Origin of the sequence: Starkeya sp. ORNL1 (assembly GCF_012971745.1) — a bacterium.
GTDB lineage: Bacteria > Pseudomonadota > Alphaproteobacteria > Rhizobiales > Xanthobacteraceae > Ancylobacter.
Genome location: NZ_CP048834.1, coordinates 4981743 through 5000558 on the forward strand (window position 1 = coordinate 4981743; position 18816 = coordinate 5000558).

Sequence of the window (18816 nt, forward strand, 5' to 3'; positions counted from 1 at the left end):
CACCCGGAGGTGGTTGCGCCCAGAATATTCCCTATAGTTTGTAGCCGTCTAAATCAATATACACAGTAAGAAAACTCGTCTATTCTATATAACGAATGTATAAATAATGTTCTTGTCACTGGTATGACAGTGTTACTTTACGCGCTGTTGCCGTAAGGATACAGCCCGCCCTGATGAGTTAAGTTATGAACCCTTCCGGAAGGTTTTATCCGCTTCTGGAGGGTATTAAATGCATAAGCGACTGCTGGTTGCGAACGTTCTTGCGGCGGTGTTGTCCGTCGGTGCCGCACACGCGGCGGATCTGCCGCTCAAGGCGGCCCCGCCGGTTGTCGCGCCGGCCTTCAGCTGGACCGGCTTCTACATCGGCGCCCATGGCGGTTACGGCTGGGGCCGGAATGAATGGAGCAACTACGTCGACCCGATCAACGGCACGACCGTCGATGGGCCGGACGCGGAATATGACATCGAAGGCGGTCTCGCCGGTGGCCAGATCGGCTTCAACTGGCAGATCAACCAGTTCGTGCTCGGCGTTGAGGCCGATGCCTCCTGGGCTGACATCAACGGTAAAGGCAAGTATTCCGACGATACCTGCCTGCTGAGCAACGATGCCTGCGAAACGAAAATCGACGCGCTCGGCACCATCACTGCCCGTCTTGGCGCCGCCTTCGACCGCGCCCTTTTCTACGTGAAGGGCGGCGCAGCCTGGGCCCACACGGAGTACCACGCCGGCTACACCCAACCCGACGATCCGGGCTTCAACTTCAGCGACCAGCCCAACGAAACCCGCTGGGGCTGGACCATCGGTGCGGGCGCCGAATATGCGTTCGCCGACAACTGGTCGGTGAAGATCGAATACAACTACATCGAGCTCGGCGACGACCGCATCGAGTTCGACTACAGCCCGCAGACCTTCGGCGCGAGCGGAGAAGCCGACCAGCACCTCAGCATCGTCAAGGCCGGCATCAACTATCGCTTCTGAGATTACGCGACCAGGAATTGCAAAAGCCCCGGCTTCGCCGGGGCTTTCTTTTTGTCGGCGCAGTATCTGCGCACGAGATGGAAAGAGGCGGCTCAATCCGCGTGGAACATCTCCCCGTCATGGCCGGGCTTGTCCCGGCCCTCTTGGCCTCTGACGCACTGTCGAGAATCGAGATCCCCGGCACAAGGCCGGGGATGACGACTGTCTCGGAATTGAAGACCTGTCTCTCAACTGGCGGCCGGGGTCACCAGTTGCAGGCCGAGCACCATGATGCCCACCGCCGCGACCCAGCTGCCGCCGGCGCGTAGCGCGATCGGGCGCCAGCCGCCGGCACCGCGCAGGAAGGCGATGGCGGTGCCGGTCACCAGCGTCAGTACGGCATAGCCGATTGCGGTCACGCCGGAGAGGAACAGCAGCTGGTCGGTGCTCGCGACCATGGCTTCGCCGTTCTGATAGCCGTGCAGCAGCCCCATCACCGCGGCGATGGCGAGAAGCACGGGGAGCGGGAGGCGCACTGCCGCCGCCAGCGCCAGACCGGTGATCGCGACCAGGGAGATGCCGAGGATCGGAGCGAAAGGCGGGTTCGGCAGCGCCAGTGAAGCGGCGCCGCCGGCGAGCAAGGCCAGTGGGAACACCACGATCATCCAGCGGGCTCGCTGCGGACCCTGGAAGGCGGCCAGCGCGGCAAGCGCAACCCATGGCAGGATCTGCTCAAAATCGGTCAGCGGATGCAGCGCGCCGCCGTAGAAATCGCCGAGCCTTGTGTCGACCAGATGAGCTTGCGCGGCAGTCGGCATGCCGGCGATCATCATGATCGCCGGCAAACCAAATGTCGTGACGCGACGTGTCGCTGTCTTCATTCGATCACGCCGACCGACGCGAGGAGAAAATAGACGCCGACGCAGCCAATGGCGGCGCCACAGGCGCGCACCACTTTCGCACCCGACGGCCAGGCGATGAGGATGCCGATCAGGATGCCGGCCAGATGCAGCAGGCCGGTGGCGAGGACGAAACCGACCGCATAGGAAGTAGGGTCCGCGGCCTCCGGCAGCTCGCGGCCATGGGCATAGCCGTGGAAGATCGCGAACACGCCGACGATCAGGGCGGCCAGCCACAGCGGCGGCCTGACTTGCAACGCCACCAGGAGCCCGAGCGCGATACCCGACAGGGCGATCACTGGTTCGACGAGGGGCAGCTCAAAGCCGGATATCCCGAGCAACCCGCCCAGCGCCATCACCAGCGGGAAGGTGATCGGCAGCACCCAGATCGCCGGATTGCCGAGCTGCGCGCCCCACAGGCCCACCGCAACCATCGCGACCAGGTGGTCAGGCCCCGTGAGAGGATGGAGGAAACCGCTCTCGAGCCCCGAGGCGAGGCCGGTGCCGGTGTGTGCCAGGGCCGGCACCAACGGTATGGCGGCGAGCAAGGCTGCAAGGTGGAGGCTCGCCTTCGACGGAACCATTTTCATGACATACTCTCTCGATGTGTCACAGGGAAAATCAGCCGGCTCATATCCGGATCAGGAACCAGAATGATGCGATGCCGCCGATGGCGTAGGCGGGCAGCGCCGCGCCCCATCGCGGCAGCTCCGCCTTGGCCTGCCGATGCGCCCAGATGAGCGCCAGCACCACCATTACGAAGCTGAGCTGGCCGATTTCGACGCCGACATTGAAGAACAGCAGCGCGATCGGCAGCGTCGCCTGCGGGATGCCGAGCGCGGTCAGCGCGGTGGCGAAGCCGAGGCCGTGCAACAGGCCGAAGGCGAAGGCCACGCTCCACGGATAGCGTGCCGTCAGGCCGACCTCGCCGCGCTGCAGCTTCACGATCTCCACGCCGACGAAGACAATGCTCAGCGCGATGGTGGCATTGAGCGGGCGCTCGGGGATGCCGACCCAGCCGAAGGTTGCCGCGGCCAGCGACAGGCTGTGTCCGATGGTGAAAGCGGTGATGGTGCGCACCAGCATCCAGCCGCTGCGCACCAGCCAGATCAGCCCGAGCACGAACAGCAGATGGTCGATGCCCCGCAAGATGTGGTCGATGCCGAGATTGACATAGGTCTCTGCGAGATCGAGCCAGACTGCGAGGTCGGTGCCCGGGTCGCGCGCCGCCGTCGCGAACGGCTTGGCGACGCTCACCGTATAGGCCTCCATCGGTCCGCCGTGCGGAACCACGCGGATCGTCGCCACCGACTGGTTCTTGCCGAGGCCCATGAAGCTGAGGCGCCCGACGAGGCCGCGCTCGCCGCAGATCAGTTCGGGCGGTTCCCATGTGCAGTGCGGCGGGAAGATCGGCTGCAGCGTCATATCGGCCGGCGGCATGGTCCATTGGCCGAGATAGCGCCCCGGCGCGATCTCGCGCAGCGTGATCACGGCCATCGACGCCTCGTGGGCCGATGCGGACCATGTCGGCAGAACGAAGGTGCCAAGCAGGGCCAGGAGAGCGAGCAGCGCGCGCCCGCTCCGGGCGCGGTGGTGGCGTTTCCCGCTCATGGCTCGCCGCGCCGGATCACATAGGCCTTGCCGAGGTCACGCGTGGCGGCGATGGCCAGGATGCGTCGGCGCTCGTCCTTCCAGGTCTGCACGGCCTGCGCCGACACTTCGCTCAGATCGACCTTGCGGCCCGGCACGAAGGTGTCGAGGCGCACGATGTGCCAGCCGTCCGACGCCTGAAGCGTCTGCCACTGTCCGATCGGCAGCGCGACCAGCGCGTCCACGAAGTTCTGACCGAAGGAGGGCATCAGCGTATGGCGCGGCCGCTCGCCGAAGATGTGCGCGCGCATCCTCACATCTTCGGGCTCGGTGCCGGACAGGATCTCCTGCAGCACCGCGCGGCTCTGCGTCTCGGCGTCCGCACCGGTGAAGGGCACCTCGATGAAGCTGACCAGGTCCGGGATGTCGTACTGGATGCGGCGCTTCTCGTACCACTCCTGCAATTCCTGCGGCGTCGGCTCCTTCACATCGACGCCGCCGAAGATCAGCAGGCGCATCTTGTGGGTGATGCGGTCGCGGATCATCTCGTCGCCCTTGTCGAGGCCCTGCGCCAGCGCCTCGCGAAAGGTGATCTCGTTGAGGATCCACAGGTCGATCAGGGGAGCGAGTTCGTCGGGGGCAGGTTCGCGCTGCTCGTGGGCGCTCTTGAAGGTGTCGATGATCGACTGGCGCACCTCCGGCGTCACCTCGATGAGCCGTTCCTTGCTGACCGACGGCGTGACGGCGGCATGGACCGCGAAGATCACCGCGCCGATCAGCATGAACTGAAGGAGCGGCTCGCGCAGCAAGCGCCAGACCGGATTCAGCCTGCCGCCACCTTGGGATTTCGCGCCATCGACGTCGACGGTGTCGACAGCCGGTTCTCCACCCGATGTAGTCAATTCCGATTTCCCTGCCCGATTGGAAAAGAACGTTGCCGGACTTCCCTTTGCCGACTGCCGTAGCGTCTGACTAATGGAGCGGAGGTGTCGCGATCATGACAGTGTGCCGGGATTCATCGGCACAGGTACAAGGTCTCTCGCACTGCTGGCAGAGTACAATTTATACGCGCTGCGGTGGATAATTTATCTGGATACTTCGAAATATTACCTAAGTGCCGGCTAATCTATTACGTAACTGTCATCAAACTTTCATTGGCGGTTGAGGCGCCAGTCACAGAACACCGTTACGGAAGTGCTCCTCCAACGGAATGTCCACCATCAAAGGGGCTACAGAATGAAGAGCGGAGCGCTGTCGCAGCAGTTGATAGCGGGTGCATCGGTCCTGGCAGTGGCGACGGGGGCGGTGGTCCTGCCGTCGACGCCGTCGGTTGCCGACAGCTATATGGCAGGCGATTTCCATAACCACACGCCGTGCTCGGACGGCCGGTCGTCCATCGAGACGATGGTCAAGAAGGCGGTCCAGAGCTATGGCCTCGAGTGGCTCGGCGCTGCCGATCACGGCGGCAGCAGCCCGCGCGACTGCCGCATCGACGACCCCGAAGGCGACGGCTCCAACTCCGGCACCGGCAAGTTCTGGGATGTTGCCCCCGCGACGCCGATCAAGGGCGATCTCGCGACCTCGCAGGGCCACCGCGCGATGTGGCGCTGGCAGGCGGCCGAGGACATCATCTATCCGGAAGTGGCGCGCCTCGCCAAGCAGCTCAACAAGCCGATGCTCTATGCCGGCATCGAGACCAACGTCCCCGGCCATGAGCACACCAGCATGGCGGTGATCGGCAACCAGAAGCCGCAGAATTTCGGGGGCGACATCGGCGACGCCAGTGGCGTTGCGGAATTCGAATACCGCTTCGACCGCAGCGACACCGACACCAGCAAGGGCGCGCCGACCCACAATTGGGAAGGCAAGGTCGCGAATGCTTCCGGCACCGGCTCGGGCACGACCAACCACGCCAACAAGGCGGTTCCCAGCGTCAAGTGGCTGCAGAAGAATTACCCGCTCGAGAGCTATTATGTTCCGGCGCACGTCGAGCGTGCCGGCGTGTTCAATCCGAACGGCAATAACGGCTTCAACGTCGAGCACTTCCGCGACTTCAACAATGCCGGTCCCACCGTTGCGGTCGGTTTCGAGACCCAGCCCGGCCACCAGGCCAGCAATAATCGCGGCGAGTACCGGTTCAATTTTTGCGGCGACACCTGCCCCTCGGTCGGCGTGACGACCTATGGCGGCACCGGCGTCTACGGCGCCAAGATCGGCGGCGTGTGGGACGCGCTGCTCGGCGAAGGCCGGAACTGGTTCTTCTATGCGAGCTCGGATTGGCACAATCGCGGCGAGTTCAGCATCTATGAGACCGGCTCGACCAACGACTTCTATCCGGGCGAATACCAGAAGCTGTACATTCCGCGTCCGGCCGGCGGCACCACGCTGCGCCCCGAACTCGTCGTCGACGGCGTCCGCTCCGGCAATTCCTATTCGGTCATGGGCGACCTGATCACCAGCGAGCTGTCCTACAAGGCCGAGGTCATCGGCTACGCCGCGGCCGGCACCGCCAAGATGGGCCAGACCCTGGTGGTTCCGCGCGGCCGTTCGGTGCGCCTCACCCTCGAGGTCACCCTGCCGACCGGTACCAACCACTCGCCCTACAGCTTCAACAACCCGTCGCTGGCCCAGCTCACCATCCAGGAGCCGCTCAACCGGCCGAAGCTGCGCAATGTCGACTTCATCCGCGGCAACGTCACCGGCGTCGTCTCGCCGAACAACGGCAACTATACCAACGGCACCAACCCGACGGCGCAGATCATCGGCTCGTTCAACCAGAACAGCTGGACGGTGAGCGGGCAGAAGCGCACGATGGTCGTCAATATCCAGAACGTGCAGAACAACATGTACGTCCGGACCCGCGGCAGCAATCTGCCGCCCAGCACGCCGAACGAGACCGACGGGCAGGGCAACCCGCTCAACGACTGGGATCCGGAGAACAGCGCTCAGGGTCCGTTCGTACTCTGCACGGACGCCGCTTGCCCGTCGCACATGGCCGAGCGTAACGGTCAGAAGTTGTCGAGCTACGACGTCGCCGCGTGGGCGGACCTGTGGTTCTACACCAACCCGATCTTCATCCGCGTCGCCGACCAGCCGAAGCTTCTGGTCGAGACCAATGCCGCCATGGCGGTGTCGCTGAAGTGAGCGGATCGCCTGCGCCTAGAGCATGCTCCGCAAGAAGTTGGAAGACTTTTGCGATCAGAACATGCTCCAGCGTATTGAATCTAGAGCACTATCTTGTCGCTCGGATGATTCCATCCGAGCGGATAGGGCTCTAGCGCAGGCAAGCAACACTGATGGTGCGACCGGGGGCCAAGGATGGCCCCCGGTTCGTTTTTTCTGCACGTCCTAATTTCGCTGCACGTTCTGCCGGGTTCGTACATGTCCGAAATCAGCGCCGTCCCGACCGCTTTGCCAGCCGCGGCCGCGCCACACCGTATCCTCGCCATCACCGCGATTGCAGGCCTCTCCGGTTTCGCCGGGCTCGGCTACGAGATCGTCTGGAGCCGGATGCTCGCGATCTCGCTCGGGCACGAGATCGTGGCGGTGCTCGGCGTCATCTCGGCGCTGTTCGCCGGCATCGCGCTCGGCAGCCTGATGCCGGGAAGGCGCATCGCCGGCAATCCACGCCCGGCCCTGTGGTACGCCGGGCTCGAGCTTGCGATCGGGCTGTGGGCGCTGGCCTTGATCCCGCTGCACCCGCTGGTCGGCGATCTCGTTCCCGCGCTGATGCCGATCGATGCAGCGCCGGCGCGGCAATGGCTGATCGCTTTCGCATTGCCCTTCGCGCTGCTGCTGCCGGCGACGCTGGCGATGGGCGCGACGCTGCCGGCGCTTGAGGCGGTGCTGGCCCGGCGGTTCGCGCTCGGCGGCGTGGTCGGGCGCGTCTATGCGGCGAACACCGCCGGGGCCGTCGCCGGCACGCTCGCCACCACCTTCCTGGTCATTCCGACCCTCGGCCTCTCGGCGACGCTGGCGCTGTGCGCCGCCCTCAATTTCATCTGCGCTGCTGCCATGTGGCGCTGCGGTGGGGGGATGCGCGACGAGCCTGTGGCTAGAAATAAGCTGGCTAGCGATTCGCGCGCGGTCGTGCTTGCCCCCTTGTTCGTCACCGGGCTGCTCGGCATCGGCTATGAGGTGCTGACCATCCGGGTGGTCAGCCAGATCCTCGAGAACACGATCTACACATTCGCGATCCTGCTCGCGACCTATCTGCTCGGCACCGCGCTCGGCGCGGCGATCCACAACCGGTTTGCCCGGATCCGCAACGCCGATGCACTGACCAGTACGCTCGTCGCGGTGACCTCGCTGGCCTGCATCGCCGGTGCAGTCGTGCTGGCGATGTCGGACGTCATTCTCGATACCCTGCGCAATATGCTGCCGCCGACCATGACGGGACGGCTCGGTGCCGAGCTCGGCATCGCGGCGCTTGCCTTCCTGCCGCCCACCGTCGCCATGGGCGCGCTGTTCACCCAGCTGGCGCAGGCCGCGAGTGATCGCATCGGCGGCGTCGGGGCGGCGCTCGCGGTCAACACGTTCGGCGCCGCGCTGGCGCCTATCCTGTTCGGGCCGGTGCTCGTCCCGCTGGTCGGCGCCAAGCTCGGCTTCATCCTGATCGCCGTCGCCTATGTGCTGGCACTGCCGAATCTGCGCCGGCCGGCTGTCGTTGCCAGCGCGCTGATATCGCTCGCAGCGCTGGCACTGCTGCTATCCCCATTGTCGCTGCGCTTCGTGCAGATACCGCCCGGCGGCGCGCTGGTGTGGCATCGCGACGGTGTCATGGCGGCGGTGAGCGTGGTGCGCAATCGCGCCGGGGACCAGCATCTCCAGGTCAACAACCACTTCCGCATGGGTGGCAGCGCGTCGGAGCGCTCCGACCATCGCCAGGCGCACATCCCGCTGCTGCTTCACCCGGACCCGAAGCGGGCGCTGTTCCTCGGGCTCGGCACCGGCGCTACGCTGTCGGCGGCGGGCGACCATCCCGGGCTGGTGACCGATGGCGTCGAACTGGTGCCCGAGGTCGTCGAATCGTTTCCGCTATTCGCAGGCTCGGCCCCGCAGCTCGGTCGCAATCCGGATATCAACATCCACGTCGCCGATGCACGCCGTTTCGTCCGTGCCCCCGGCGAGCGCTATGACGTGATCGTCGCCGACCTCTACCACCCTTCCGTCGACGGCTCCGGCGCGCTCTATGCCCGCGAGCACTTTGCCGCGATCCGGGATCGGTTGGCGCAGGACGGGGTGTTCTGCCAGTGGCTGCCGCTCCACCAGCTCGACATCGCGACGCTGCGCGTCATCGTCCGCACCTTCCTCGACGTGTTCCCGGATTCCAGTGCCTATCTGGCGCAGTTCAGCGTCGAGACCCCGCTGATCGCACTGATCGGGCGGCGGGCACCGAAGACCTATCCGGCCGACTGGCTGCAGCGCCGCGTCACCGATCACGGCCTCGCCACGCGGCTGGCAGCGCTCGATCTCAAGGACGAGCTGTCGCTGTTCGGGCTCTATCTCGCCGGCACCGACGAGCTACGCGCTTTCGCCGGGCCGGGCCGCCTGAACACCGACGACCAGCCATTGGTCACGGCCGAGGCGCCGCGCGTCGCCTACGCCATGGCCGACACACCGGGCGATCGGCTGGTCGCGCTGCTCGGTGCCTTGCACCCGCGCCCCGGCGAGGTCGTGAGCGACGAAGATACAAACCGCCGGCTCGCGGCGTATTGGAAGGCCCGCGACCGCTATCTGGAGATCGGCGTGCGCACCCTCGCAATGGCCGGGCCACGCAGCGTGATCGCCAATATCGCCCCCCAGCTCGTGGAACTGGTCCGCATCAGCCCGGACTTCGACGCCGCCTATCTTCCGGTGCTGGCCATGGCGCGGCAGCTCGCGGCCCGCGACCCTATTGCGGCGCGCGGGCTCCTAGAAACGCTCGATAGGGCGAACCCTGGGCGGCCCGAGGCGCGGCGCCTGTTGGCGAGCCTGCCGCCGGGCTAGCCGGCGCTGCGTCTGTCGCGTCGGCGCTGGCAATCGTGAACGGGATCGACCCGCCGTCCGGGTGATAGTGCCGGCGGAGATAGCCGTTCCACTCGATCAGATACTTGCCGGGCGGCAGCGCCTTGGTGGCACGAAACTCGGCGCTGCGGACTTCACCCGCGGTGCGGACCCAATCGATCGGCCATTCCGTCATGTTCTCGTCGATGATCCGGACCTGCTGCAGGTCCAGTTCGAGCATGAACTGGAGCGTCACCGTCGGCTGCGGATCGCGCAGCACGTCGCCCGCATTCGGCGACGACTGGTCGAAGGCGCACTGGGCCTGCGCCTGCGTGCCGGCCAACGTGGTCAAGCCGAGCAGCGCCAGCGCCGCGACCATCGATCGTGAGTGCATCATCGTCTCCTTGAGTCCGTGATCGATCAGGCGAACCGGATGGCGTAGCCGAAATTGTCGAGCCGCTCGGGAATCGCGTTGAAGGCGATGGAGATGCGCTGTTCGCCCTGATTGGTCGGCACCTCGTGCAGCAGATAGCTCGGGAACATCACGAGATCGCCGGGCGTGATCTCCGGCATCATCCATTTGCTGCCGTTGTAGGCGTTGATGCGCGCGCCCTGGTGATGGTTGCTGAAGATGAAGTTGGTGCCGCCGAGGCTCTTGTGGAACACGAGGTTCGCGGATGGGTGCGGCTGCGTCAGATAGAGCACGCCGGAAATGAAGCTGTTGGCGTGGGTGTGAATGGACTGGCGCCCGCCGGGCTCCAGCACGTTCATCCAGATCTCCTTGATCTGCCAGCGCAGCGTCTCGCCGAACAGCACTTCGCCGAATTGCACCACGCTCGGCATCACGATCTCGCCGAGTTGCGCATAGATTTCGTTGGCATCGACACTGGTAACCGGCGTGTGCGACAGCCGGTCGGAGAAGGCGTTGGTGTGCTTCTGCGAATTCTGGATTTCGCTGGTGATGGAGGCGATCAGCTCGCTGCTCAGCAATCTCTCCACCCGCACCACGGGTGTCGGGAACAATCCGATAACCTGACTCACAATGGCGCCTGCCCGATTCAAGGAGGAGGGAGCGTGCCGCATCCGGCCTCGGCCGGAGGGCCGGGCGCCGCGACCCGCGCCGCGCACTTTCCCTATCGTCCATGACCGCCGCATGACCGCAGGCGCGAGCGCCGCCGCCGGATCTAGTGGTCCGGATAGGGTTCGAGCTTCGGCTCGGGAGGGCGCTTCGATCCGGCCGGCGGTGTGCCGGAGTTCGGTACGCTCGCCGCCCGCACGCCGGGGGACGGCGCCGATGCATCGGGCAGGCGTGGCGCTGGCTCGGATTCATGTCCGGGCAGCGTCAGCACGGCAGTGCTGCGGTCCTTCTGCAGCATGGCGTCACGCATGCTGACCGTGCGCAGGATCCAGCCGTCGTGATCCTCGCCGGTCTTCAATCGCATCACGGTATTGGTCGCCTGGTCGAGGAAGATGCCGTACCCGCCGCTCACATTGACGATGGTGCCGATCAGCGTGAGCGGCGGCAGCACCGGGTCGCTCGGCGCGGCGGGCGGCGGGGGTGGCGGCGGCAAGGCCGCGACCTCGGTCGATGGCGGCGGACGCCGCGATGGCGAGAAGATCGGCCGCTCGCGCGTGGCAGCCAGCGTCTCGATCGGAATGGCCCACAGCGGATTGCCGCGCTGCTCCACAGGATTCCCGGCGGCCGGTGCCTCAGCCGCCCATCCGCACAGGACCAGCCCGATCACTACCGTCGCGAGCGCTCTCATCGCGCACCTTGCCATTGGCCGTACACGGTCAGCAGCACCTGCAGGCGCCCGTCCTGCGAATCGGTGGACGCCGCCGTCGAACTCTGGGCGACGAGCTGGTCGACGAACAGGAACGGCATGCCCGCCTCCAGATCGTAGAGCAATGTCTGCAGCTCCGGCTGCGCGATCTCCAGGCTGGCCGTCACGCCGAGGAAGCCGGCGCCGAACTGGGTGTCCTGCAATTCCACCCGGGACGACATGATGCGGCCGTCCGCCCGCGCCACGGCGCTGGAAACGCGCTGCATCAAGGCGGCGCCGGCAACGGTCACGGTCGGTCCTTCGAGGAACGGCGATCCCGTCGGCACATTTGCCGGCACGCCGGTATCGGTGGGCGTTGCCCGGCGGCCTTGCAGCCGGTCGAGAATCTCGCTCGCTTCCGCGACGGCGGCGCGCTGTGCCAGCAGATCCGTGACCGTACCGCCGGCCGCAAGGACGATGGTCACTACCAGCCCGGCATAGAGGAGCACGGCGGCCGCGGCGCGCCAGTCGTATCGGCCACCGAGCGATCGGATGGGGCTCATGGGTTCACCTCCACCGGAATCCTGATCCGTGCCTCGATGTGGAAGCGATCGCCGGGCTCCTGCGGAATGCGCGTGGTCGGTGCGAAGAACGTCGCCTGCGTGAAGTGCGAAGACTGCTCCAGAAGCCGGATCAGCGTCGGCGCTTCGGGCGAGATGCCGACCACCTGCAGCTTGTCGCCCTCGATGTGCATCTCGGTCACAAAAGTGTGGTCGGGCAGTACCTTGGACAGCGTCTCCAGCACCAGCACGGTCGCCGCGCTGGCGTGCTTGCGCCGCTCTAACGCGCGTAGTGCCGATGTTTCGCCGCCCTGGTCTGCGCGGGCGAGGACGAGCCGCTGCGTAGCAATGCCGCGGTTCAGCTCCTCCAGCTGTGCGTCGAGGTCGCCACCGAAAATCTGGGATGCCACCGTGGCGAGGGTCGCGACCACCGATACGCCCACCAATAAAGCGAGCACCAATTGTCGGACACGGGCAACGCCGAGCATGCCGGAGGCGGCGTGTTCGAGCACCTTGATCGGCAGGGCTTCCGCCCCTCCACCCGCCGCGCGGGTGGACACGACGATCGATTTCGCGCCGAGCGCCTTGAGCGCCTGCATGTGCGGCTCGATGCGGGCGCGCGCCGTTGCCGCGACGGTCAGGGTGATGCGGTCGTCATCCATCCCCGCCGGAGGCGTCCAGCCGAACACCGCCTCATTCGCACTCCAGGGGGTCAGACGGTCGATCTGGGTGCGGACGATACCGTCGAGAAACTCGGCGGCGCGCTTCGGCAGTTCGAGCGGGCGAAACAGGAAATGCGTGGGTTGCAGCACCAGTTCGACGTCGCGGCCGTGCAGCTCGGCGGCCACAGCGCCGAGCAGTTCCGCGGCTGTTGCGTCAAGCCGAAATGGCGGGTGAGCGGGTGCCGCGCCGGCACCCATCGAGCGGAGCGAGAAGGCCCCGCCGTCCCCTTCGATCAGTTGCACGGATCGGACTTTGTGCAGCCGCGCCAGCGCGGCGACGATCGTCGCCGCCACCAGATCGAGCCAGGCCGAGAAGCCGTCGATGATCCGGCTCAGGCTCATCGCCCCGCCTCCGCTCTCGCGCGCGGCTCGGGTGCGCGCAGCTCGATGTCGTTGCGCCACGACAGCACCCGGTAGGGATCGTCGCCGAAGTCGCGCACCAAAATCACCGCCTCGGCGCCGTGGACCCCGCCATTGTCGAAGTCGATGCGCACCGTCACCCGCACCGCATCGCCGCCTTCCAGCGTGGTGCCGGGCCGTGCCACCGCGCGTACGTCGCCGGTCGATCCGTCTGCGGAGAGCGTCTCGGTCGGGCGCTCCGCCACGCCGGGCAGCGAGTCGAGCACCACCGGATCGGCGTCCACCGCATGGACCGCGGCTTCCCCGCTGAACACGGTGAGATGGGGCAATGCCTGCTCAATCAGCGCGGGCGGCAGGCCCGCCACCAGCCAGAGCTCGTCGACATGCACGAACGGCGCGCCGCGCGGCTCATAGTCGAGGCCCGCTTCCGGATAGGCTGAAGCGTCCGGTGCGCCGGCGGACGCAGGCGTCCGCCAGGTGATGATCCGCGCCGCATACTGCTCGGCATCCTCCGCCTTCGCCCCGAGCGTGGTGAACAGGCCGGCCAGCAATTCCTGCGAGGCGGCATTGAGATCGATGCGCGCCGTCTCGCTCTGGAACACGGCGACGATGCGTGCCTTCGCCATGCGGAACGCGACCTCGCCGTGGGTCGGGCGCTTGTCCTTCGGCGCGGAGACAACGCGGTATGCGGCGAGCTCGACCGCCGCAGTGACCAGGCCCTGGGCGACGAGATCGTCATTCCGTGCGACGGCGGCCATGGCGGTGTTGGAGACATAGACGGCATAGACCGAGACCAGCGTGGCGAGCGCGGCGAGGATCCACAGCACCGCGACCAGGATGAAGCCGTCTGTATTAGAAGCCGACCGCGCTATCAGAGCCACGTCATCCTGAGGTGCTCGGGCGTCGCCCGAGCCTCGAAGGATGCTCGTCATCCATGGCCGTCGCCCTGCTTCAGCATCCTTCGAGGCTCGCTGGCGCTCGCGCCTCAGGATGACGTGGTTATTCCAGGAAGAGCCACGTGCCGTCATTGCGAACCTTTCCCGTCCGCCGCATCGCTGGGCGCCCCCTTGTTGGCGCCGCAGCCGCGTCGGGTCTCTTCAGTGACGCACTCCACCGGCAGTTCGGTGTGGATCACCGTCGCGGTGGAAGCGCCGAGCGCCCGGCCGCTCACAGTGTCGCGGATCACCAGGCGAACCGCTCGCGGCAACTCGTCGGCGTCGATCCAGTCGGCGCGCCAGACGCCGTCGCGTCCGGCATAGGAGAAGGAGGCGCGATAGGGCGGGCTCAAGAGCACGATCGGCTCGCCGAAGCGCGGCGCTCCCGCATCAGGCGCGCGCGGCGCAAACAGTGCGGTGCTGCGCGCCAGCGCCGGTCCCTTGAGCTCGCGCGCCTGCCCCAGTTGGACGATTTCGAGGCCGGGCGCGGCATTCGGGCCGAGCGCGGTACGCACGAAGGTCACCGATGCCTCCGATCCCGCGAACAGCGGCTTCTTGGTCGCGCGGTTCGGCGGCACGAACTCGGCGCTGGCGAGATCGGCGACGATACGGTCGATCGCGAGGGCGACGAGTTCGCTGTTCTGCACCCGGGCCAGCCCGCGCTGCCAGTTCGGCAGCCATTGCGAGGTCACCATGGCGAGCCCGGTGAGGACGAGGCCCATCAGCGCCATCGCCACCAGCGCCTCGACCAGTGTGAAGCCGGCGAGGGCCGCGCGGTCGGGGCGTGCTGCCGGGCTCACTCCGCGGCACTCCGGGTGAGACGGACGGTCTCCAGCTCGATGGTCGCGCCGGACGGGGCACGAACCCGGATCACGATATCCTTCGGCACCCAGGGCGAGTCGGGTACGCCGTCGACGGCGAGCGGGCGCACCACCATCTGCCAGCGATGGCCGGCGATCTCGCCCTCGGTCTCACCGAAGGCGAGATCCCGCCGTTTCGGGATTCCCGTCTCCACGGCGCGCGCGGTCTGCAGCAGCGCCACCCGCTGGTCGAGGGCACGCGAGCCGCGCGCGCTCGACGCCGCAACTGCCCCGATCGCGGCAAGCGACGTGGCCATCACGGCGAGCGCGACCAACACCTCGATGATGGTGAAGCCGGCGCGCGAGCGCCGCCGCTCACGAGCCGTTGCGCGGGACAATCTCGACCCCTCCGGTCAGCCAGTTCACCCGCACCTCGAAGCCGGCGCCGCCGCGCATAAGCATGACAGCACCGCCGCACGACATGCCGGACGGGAAGAAGCGGATGCTGGAGAGCGCCGGCTGGTTGTTGCAGCGCTGCGGCAGCGTCGCCCGCAACCGCACGTCGGCCGGCAGCCGCACGACACGCCCGTTGGCACCGGACCGGATCGAGCGTGACGTCGCGTTCACCTGCGTGTCGACCGGCGCCCGCCGCCGCATCGCAGCGGTGCGGTCCGCCTTCATGAGCGAAGCCGCCTCCACCGCGTAGGCCTGCAGCCGCGGGCGCGAGGTGCCGAGCGGCAGCCGCGGCAGCGCGAGCGCCGCGAGGGCGGCGACGATGGCGATCACGCAGACCACCTCGAGCAGGCTGAAGCCGGCCTCGGGGTCGTCACCGCGACCAGCTCGTGATGTCGGCGGCCGTTCCGGTGCCGCCTTCCTGCCCGTCCGAACCGAGAGAGATGATGTCATAGGGACCGTGGTCGCTTGGCGAGCGGTAGGTGTAGGGCTTGCCCCAGGGATCGGCGGGAACCGTGCCGCCCTTGAGATACGGGCCGTTCCAGTTGGCGGCGCCGGCGGTGCGCTGCACCAGCGCGCCGAGCCCTTCCGAGCTCATCGGATAGCGGCCGGTGTCGAGATAGAACAGGTCGAGCGCGCTGGAGAAACCCTGGATCTGGATTCGGGCGGTCTTGACCTTGGACTCGCCAAGATAATTCAGCACCCGTGGTCCGACCAGAGCGACGATCAGCCCGATGATGGTGATCACCACCAGCAGTTCCACAAGAGTATAGCCGGCTTCGCTTTCGCAATGCTCCCGGCGGCGCCGGCGCGGTGGCCTCAACGTGGCAGCACCCATCACAAGACCTCTGTTCACTGTTCTATCCAATGCTTTGGCTGACCGACAGCAGCGCGGTCATGACCGAGACGATCAGGCCGCCCACCACGACGCTGATCGTCACGATGGCGAGCGGGCCGATGATGGCGACCACCCGCGCGAGCGAGCGCTGCAGCTTGGCCTCGTAGAAATCGGCGACGCGCCCCGACAGCATGGCGAGCTGCCCGGTCTCCTCGCCGAGGCGCAGCATGCGGATCGCCATGGGGGGCAGGATGTCGCTCGCCGCGAAGGCTTCCGAGAGCCTGCCGCCATGGCGCACGCGATCGGCTGCCGCGGTCCATGCCACGGCGTCGTCGCCCACCGCCATGACGTCGACGATGATGCGCAGCGCCGACGTCAGCGTTACGCCATTGCCGAGCAGGATGCCGAGATTGCGGCAGAACACGGCGGCGCGCTGGAAGGTGAGGATGGTCCGCACAATGGGAAGGCGCGCCAGGCCGGCGACCACCGTGGCGCGGGCGCCGGGCCGGCGCAGCACCAGCCATGCCGCGAGTGGCAGCAGCGCGGCGGCCACAGCGACTTCCATCATGTGCGCCTGCATGAGGTCGGACAGATCGAGCAGCGCCTCCACGCCGGGATCGAGCTTGGCGCCCATGTCGCGCAGCACGTTGGAGAATTGCGGCAGCACGAACAACAGGAAGAAGACGAGGACGCCGCCGGCCGCCACCAGCACGAAAGCGGGATATTGCAATGCCTCGAGCAGCGTGCGCCGCAGCTCCTCGGCACGGGCCCGCTCGCCGGCGAGGAGTTCGAGCGTGCGATCGAGCGTGCCCGACGCTTCGCCGACCCGAACCAGCGCGACATAGACGGCGGGAAACAGCTTCGGATGGACGGCGATTGCGTCGGCGAAGCTTTCACCCGCCATCACGTCCGCGCGGATCTTGCCGACCACCGGCCGCAGCCGTCCGAGATCGGCGTCGTCGGCGAGGAGCTCCAGACCGTCGTCGAGGCGGGCGCCGGCCCTGAGCAGCAAGGCGAGGTCGCGGGTGAAGATGGTAACGTCGGCCGGACGCGGCCGGGAGAACGACAGACTGAGGCGCGTCATGGCCGAGGCGTCGCCGGCCAGCACGGTCTCGACCGGCACCAGACCGAGGAATTCGATGCGCCGTGCCACCTCCGCCGCGCTGGAGGCGGCGATCGATCCGCTTACAAGCTCGCCATTCTGCGTCAGCGCCCGGTAGTTGAAATTCGCCATCGGAAATCAGCGCACGGTGGTGACGCGAAGGACTTCCGCGGCCGAGGTCATGCCGGCCCGGCACTTGGCGATGCCGTCATCGAGCATGGTGGTCATGCCGGCCGCGACCGCCGCCTTGTCGAGGGCGGTCGCCCCGGCATGGCGGTCGATCAGTTCGCGGATCTCGTCAGAGAGCGTCAGTATCTCGAAGACGCCGATGCGCCCGCGATAGCCGGCGCCGCCGCAGCGCTCGCAGCCGCCGGGCTCATGCACGGTCTCGCCCGCGGCAAAGCCCAGCGCGGCATAGCGGGGCTCGGCGTCGATGTCGTCGCAGGTGAGCGTGCGCGTCCTCTTGCAGCGGTCGCACAGTTGGCGCACCAGGCGCTGGGCGATCACGGCGCGCAGCGTCGACTTCAGCAGGAAGCCTTCGACGCCGAGATCGAGCAGACGCGGCACCGAGGCGGCCGCCGTCTCTGTGTGCAGCGTCGTCAGCACCAGATGGCCGGTGAGGGAGGCGTGCACCGCGATGTGCGCGGTCTCGGGGTCGCGTACCTCGCCGACCATGATGACATCCGGATCCTGGCGCACGAAGGCGCGCAGCGCCGCCGCGAAGGTGAGGCCGATCGCCGGCTTGACCTGCGACTGGTAGATACCGCGGATCTCGTACTCGACCGGATCCTCGATGGTGAGGATCTTGCGCGTCGGCTCGTTGAGGATCGACAGCATCGTCGCCAGCGTCGTGGTCTTGCCGCTGCCGGTCGGCCCGGTGACGATGATCATGCCGTGCGGCAAGCTCAGCAAATGGGTGAGGGTGGCGCGATCGCGGGCGCCGAGGCCGAGCTTTTCGATCGACAGCAGGCCGCGGTCCCTGGGCAGCAGTCGGATCACCGCCGCTTCGCCGTGCTGCGTCGGCATGATGGCGACGCGGACATCGAGTTCGGAGCGGCCGAGCCGCAGCCGCGCGGCGCCGTCCTGCGGCAGGCGGCGTTCGGCGATGTTGAGGCCGGCAAGGATCTTGATGCGCGAAATCACAGCCTGCGGCAGCACGCCGGCCGGCGCCGAAACCGGGCGCAGCAGGCCGTCGACGCGCATGCGCACCTCGAGCCCGTTGCGGAACGGCCCGATATGGATGTCGCTGGCGCGCAGCTCGATCGCCTTCTCCATGAGATCATTGACGGCGCGCACCACCGGCGCGCCGCTGGCGAGATCGCGCAGGCTGTCGACGTCGTCATGGGCGCGCTCGGAGGCGGGGTCCGCGGTCTCGGTGGGCGGCGCATCGTCGCCGCCGAGGCGCTCGGTCAGCGCCGTCGCTATATCCTCGAACGAAGCCACCATCAGCACCACTGGAGTGCCGAGCACGATCTCGGCGGCGCGCAGGCCCGCCGTATCGGTGGGGTCGCCGACCGCGAGGCACGCCGTGCCGTCGGCGGCGCGATAGGGCAACACCATCATCTCGCGCAGGAAGCGCGGCGAGAAGCGCTTTACCAGCGACGGCGCCGCCATCAGCTGCGGGAGGCCGATCCGCGTCAGTCGATAGAAGCGCGCCACCGCATCGGCAAAATCGCCCGCCGCGAGATCGGTCGATTCCCAGATCTTGCGTAGCGCGTTCGGGCCGGCGGGCACGCTCGGGGGAAGCGATGGGACGAGCCCCTGGCCGCCATGATTGCCCTGCGCCAGGTAGCTCACGAAGTCGCCGGTACTGTCGGCTGTCATCGTCGCGTCCCCGTCGTCGTCCATTGG

18 protein-coding genes and 1 pseudogene are annotated in these 18816 nt (G+C 67.1%); 3 read left to right on the plus strand and 16 right to left on the minus strand.

Going from position 1 to position 18816, the window contains the following annotated elements:
• The first annotated feature begins 229 nt into the window (after window positions 1–229).
• Complete coding sequence (locus G3545_RS23525) at window positions 230–979, plus strand: outer membrane protein (RefSeq protein WP_170016220.1); 750 nt, start codon at window positions 230–232, stop codon at window positions 977–979.
• Between the two features lie 227 nt (window positions 980–1206).
• On the opposite strand, the gene G3545_RS23530 is transcribed toward G3545_RS23525, so the two are convergent.
• The 4 genes from G3545_RS23530 to G3545_RS23545 all read right to left on the minus strand — a co-directional run bounded on the left by G3545_RS23530 (window position 1207) and on the right by G3545_RS23545 (window position 4349).
• Window positions 1207–1839 (minus strand): HupE/UreJ family protein, encoded by a 633-nt coding sequence (locus G3545_RS23530; protein ID WP_170016222.1) that lies wholly within the window; start codon window positions 1837–1839, stop codon window positions 1207–1209.
• Window positions 1836–2441, minus strand: a complete 606-nt coding sequence (locus G3545_RS23535; protein WP_170018248.1) for a HupE/UreJ family protein — start codon at window positions 2439–2441, stop codon at window positions 1836–1838. The genes G3545_RS23530 and G3545_RS23535 overlap by 4 nt, the downstream gene beginning before the upstream one ends.
• 46 nt (window positions 2442–2487) lie before the next feature.
• The gene (locus G3545_RS23540) at window positions 2488–3354 is read right to left on the minus strand and encodes a HupE/UreJ family protein (RefSeq protein WP_246702544.1); all 867 of its coding nucleotides are present in this window, start codon (window positions 3352–3354) and stop codon (window positions 2488–2490) included.
• Window positions 3355–3464: 110 nt separating this feature from the next.
• The gene (locus tag G3545_RS23545) at window positions 3465–4349 is read right to left on the minus strand and encodes a peptidylprolyl isomerase (protein WP_170016226.1); all 885 of its coding nucleotides are present in this window, start codon (window positions 4347–4349) and stop codon (window positions 3465–3467) included.
• Between the two features lie 334 nt (window positions 4350–4683).
• Here G3545_RS23545 and G3545_RS23550 point away from each other — a divergent pair, with 334 nt between their 5' ends.
• Window positions 4684–6591 (plus strand): hypothetical protein, encoded by a 1908-nt coding sequence (locus tag G3545_RS23550; protein WP_206151332.1) that lies wholly within the window; start codon window positions 4684–4686, stop codon window positions 6589–6591.
• Between the two features lie 237 nt (window positions 6592–6828).
• Window positions 6829–9435, plus strand: a complete 2607-nt coding sequence (locus tag G3545_RS23555) for a fused MFS/spermidine synthase (protein ID WP_170016228.1) — start codon at window positions 6829–6831, stop codon at window positions 9433–9435.
• Here the strand turns inward: G3545_RS23555 and G3545_RS23560 are convergent.
• The 12 genes and pseudogenes from G3545_RS23560 to G3545_RS23615 all read right to left on the minus strand — a co-directional run bounded on the left by G3545_RS23560 (window position 9341) and on the right by G3545_RS23615 (window position 18789).
• Window positions 9341–9826: a copper resistance protein CopC gene (locus G3545_RS23560; RefSeq protein WP_170016230.1), complete on the minus strand. Its 486-nt coding sequence runs from the start codon at window positions 9824–9826 to the stop codon at window positions 9341–9343. The genes G3545_RS23555 and G3545_RS23560 overlap by 95 nt on opposite strands.
• A gap of 26 nt (window positions 9827–9852) precedes the next feature.
• Window positions 9853–10455 (minus strand): TIGR02466 family protein, encoded by a 603-nt coding sequence (locus G3545_RS23565; RefSeq protein WP_246702545.1) that lies wholly within the window; start codon window positions 10453–10455, stop codon window positions 9853–9855.
• A 161-nt stretch (window positions 10456–10616) separates the two neighbouring features.
• The gene (locus tag G3545_RS23570) at window positions 10617–11198 is read right to left on the minus strand and encodes a general secretion pathway protein GspN (protein ID WP_170016234.1); all 582 of its coding nucleotides are present in this window, start codon (window positions 11196–11198) and stop codon (window positions 10617–10619) included.
• Complete coding sequence (gspM, locus tag G3545_RS23575) at window positions 11195–11758, minus strand: type II secretion system protein GspM (protein WP_170016236.1); 564 nt, start codon at window positions 11756–11758, stop codon at window positions 11195–11197. Before gspM ends, G3545_RS23570 begins: the two co-directional genes overlap by 4 nt.
• Window positions 11755–12819: a PilN domain-containing protein gene (locus tag G3545_RS23580; RefSeq protein ID WP_170016238.1), complete on the minus strand. Its 1065-nt coding sequence runs from the start codon at window positions 12817–12819 to the stop codon at window positions 11755–11757. The genes gspM and G3545_RS23580 overlap by 4 nt, the downstream gene beginning before the upstream one ends.
• On the minus strand, window positions 12816–13718 hold the full coding sequence (locus G3545_RS23585; RefSeq protein ID WP_170016240.1) for a type II secretion system protein GspK: 903 nt from the start codon (window positions 13716–13718) through the stop codon (window positions 12816–12818). Before G3545_RS23585 ends, G3545_RS23580 begins: the two co-directional genes overlap by 4 nt.
• Before the next feature lie 143 nt (window positions 13719–13861).
• Window positions 13862–14572, minus strand: coding sequence for a prepilin-type N-terminal cleavage/methylation domain-containing protein (locus G3545_RS23590; protein ID WP_170016242.1), 711 nt, complete (start codon window positions 14570–14572; stop codon window positions 13862–13864).
• A complete protein-coding gene (locus G3545_RS23595) occupies window positions 14569–14970 on the minus strand; it encodes a prepilin-type N-terminal cleavage/methylation domain-containing protein (protein WP_170016244.1) in 402 nt (133 codons plus the stop codon). The genes G3545_RS23590 and G3545_RS23595 overlap by 4 nt, the downstream gene beginning before the upstream one ends.
• Window positions 14948–15385: pseudogene (locus G3545_RS23600) on the minus strand (prepilin-type N-terminal cleavage/methylation domain-containing protein); the annotation flags it as partial. The gene G3545_RS23595 and the pseudogene G3545_RS23600, both read right to left, overlap by 23 nt.
• A gap of 13 nt (window positions 15386–15398) precedes the next feature.
• Window positions 15399–15863, minus strand: coding sequence for a type II secretion system major pseudopilin GspG (gene gspG / locus G3545_RS23605; RefSeq protein ID WP_170018249.1), 465 nt, complete (start codon window positions 15861–15863; stop codon window positions 15399–15401).
• Between the two features lie 22 nt (window positions 15864–15885).
• Entirely contained in the window at window positions 15886–17097 is a 1212-nt protein-coding gene (locus tag G3545_RS23610) for a type II secretion system F family protein (RefSeq protein ID WP_170016248.1), read from the minus strand.
• Window positions 17098–17103: 6 nt separating this feature from the next.
• Window positions 17104–18789, minus strand: a complete 1686-nt coding sequence (locus G3545_RS23615) for a GspE/PulE family protein (RefSeq protein ID WP_170016250.1) — start codon at window positions 18787–18789, stop codon at window positions 17104–17106.
• Window positions 18790–18816: the final 27 nt, after the last annotated feature.

Bases quoted from the DNA above. Each gene is read 5' to 3' on its own strand.
- gspM (WP_170016236.1), bottom strand. From the start codon at position 11,758: ATGAGCCCCATCCGATCGCTCGGTGGCCGATACGACTGGCGCGCCGCG.
- G3545_RS23535 (WP_170018248.1), bottom strand. From the start codon at position 2,441: ATGGTTCCGTCGAAGGCGAGCCTCCACCTTGCAGCCTTGCTCGCCGCC.
- G3545_RS23610 (WP_170016248.1), bottom strand. From the start codon at position 17,097: ATGGCGAATTTCAACTACCGGGCGCTGACGCAGAATGGCGAGCTTGTA.
- G3545_RS23615 (WP_170016250.1), bottom strand. From the start codon at position 18,789: ATGACAGCCGACAGTACCGGCGACTTCGTGAGCTACCTGGCGCAGGGC.
- G3545_RS23540 (WP_246702544.1), bottom strand. From the start codon at position 3,354: ATGGCCGTGATCACGCTGCGCGAGATCGCGCCGGGGCGCTATCTCGGC.
- G3545_RS23550 (WP_206151332.1), top strand. From the start codon at position 4,684: ATGAAGAGCGGAGCGCTGTCGCAGCAGTTGATAGCGGGTGCATCGGTC.
- G3545_RS23560 (WP_170016230.1), bottom strand. From the start codon at position 9,826: ATGCACTCACGATCGATGGTCGCGGCGCTGGCGCTGCTCGGCTTGACC.
- G3545_RS23530 (WP_170016222.1), bottom strand. From the start codon at position 1,839: ATGAAGACAGCGACACGTCGCGTCACGACATTTGGTTTGCCGGCGATC.
- G3545_RS23555 (WP_170016228.1), top strand. From the start codon at position 6,829: ATGTCCGAAATCAGCGCCGTCCCGACCGCTTTGCCAGCCGCGGCCGCG.
- G3545_RS23570 (WP_170016234.1), bottom strand. From the start codon at position 11,198: ATGAGAGCGCTCGCGACGGTAGTGATCGGGCTGGTCCTGTGCGGATGG.
- G3545_RS23525 (WP_170016220.1), top strand. From the start codon at position 230: ATGCATAAGCGACTGCTGGTTGCGAACGTTCTTGCGGCGGTGTTGTCC.
- G3545_RS23580 (WP_170016238.1), bottom strand. From the start codon at position 12,819: ATGAGCCTGAGCCGGATCATCGACGGCTTCTCGGCCTGGCTCGATCTG.
- gspG (WP_170018249.1), bottom strand. From the start codon at position 15,863: ATGGGTGCTGCCACGTTGAGGCCACCGCGCCGGCGCCGCCGGGAGCAT.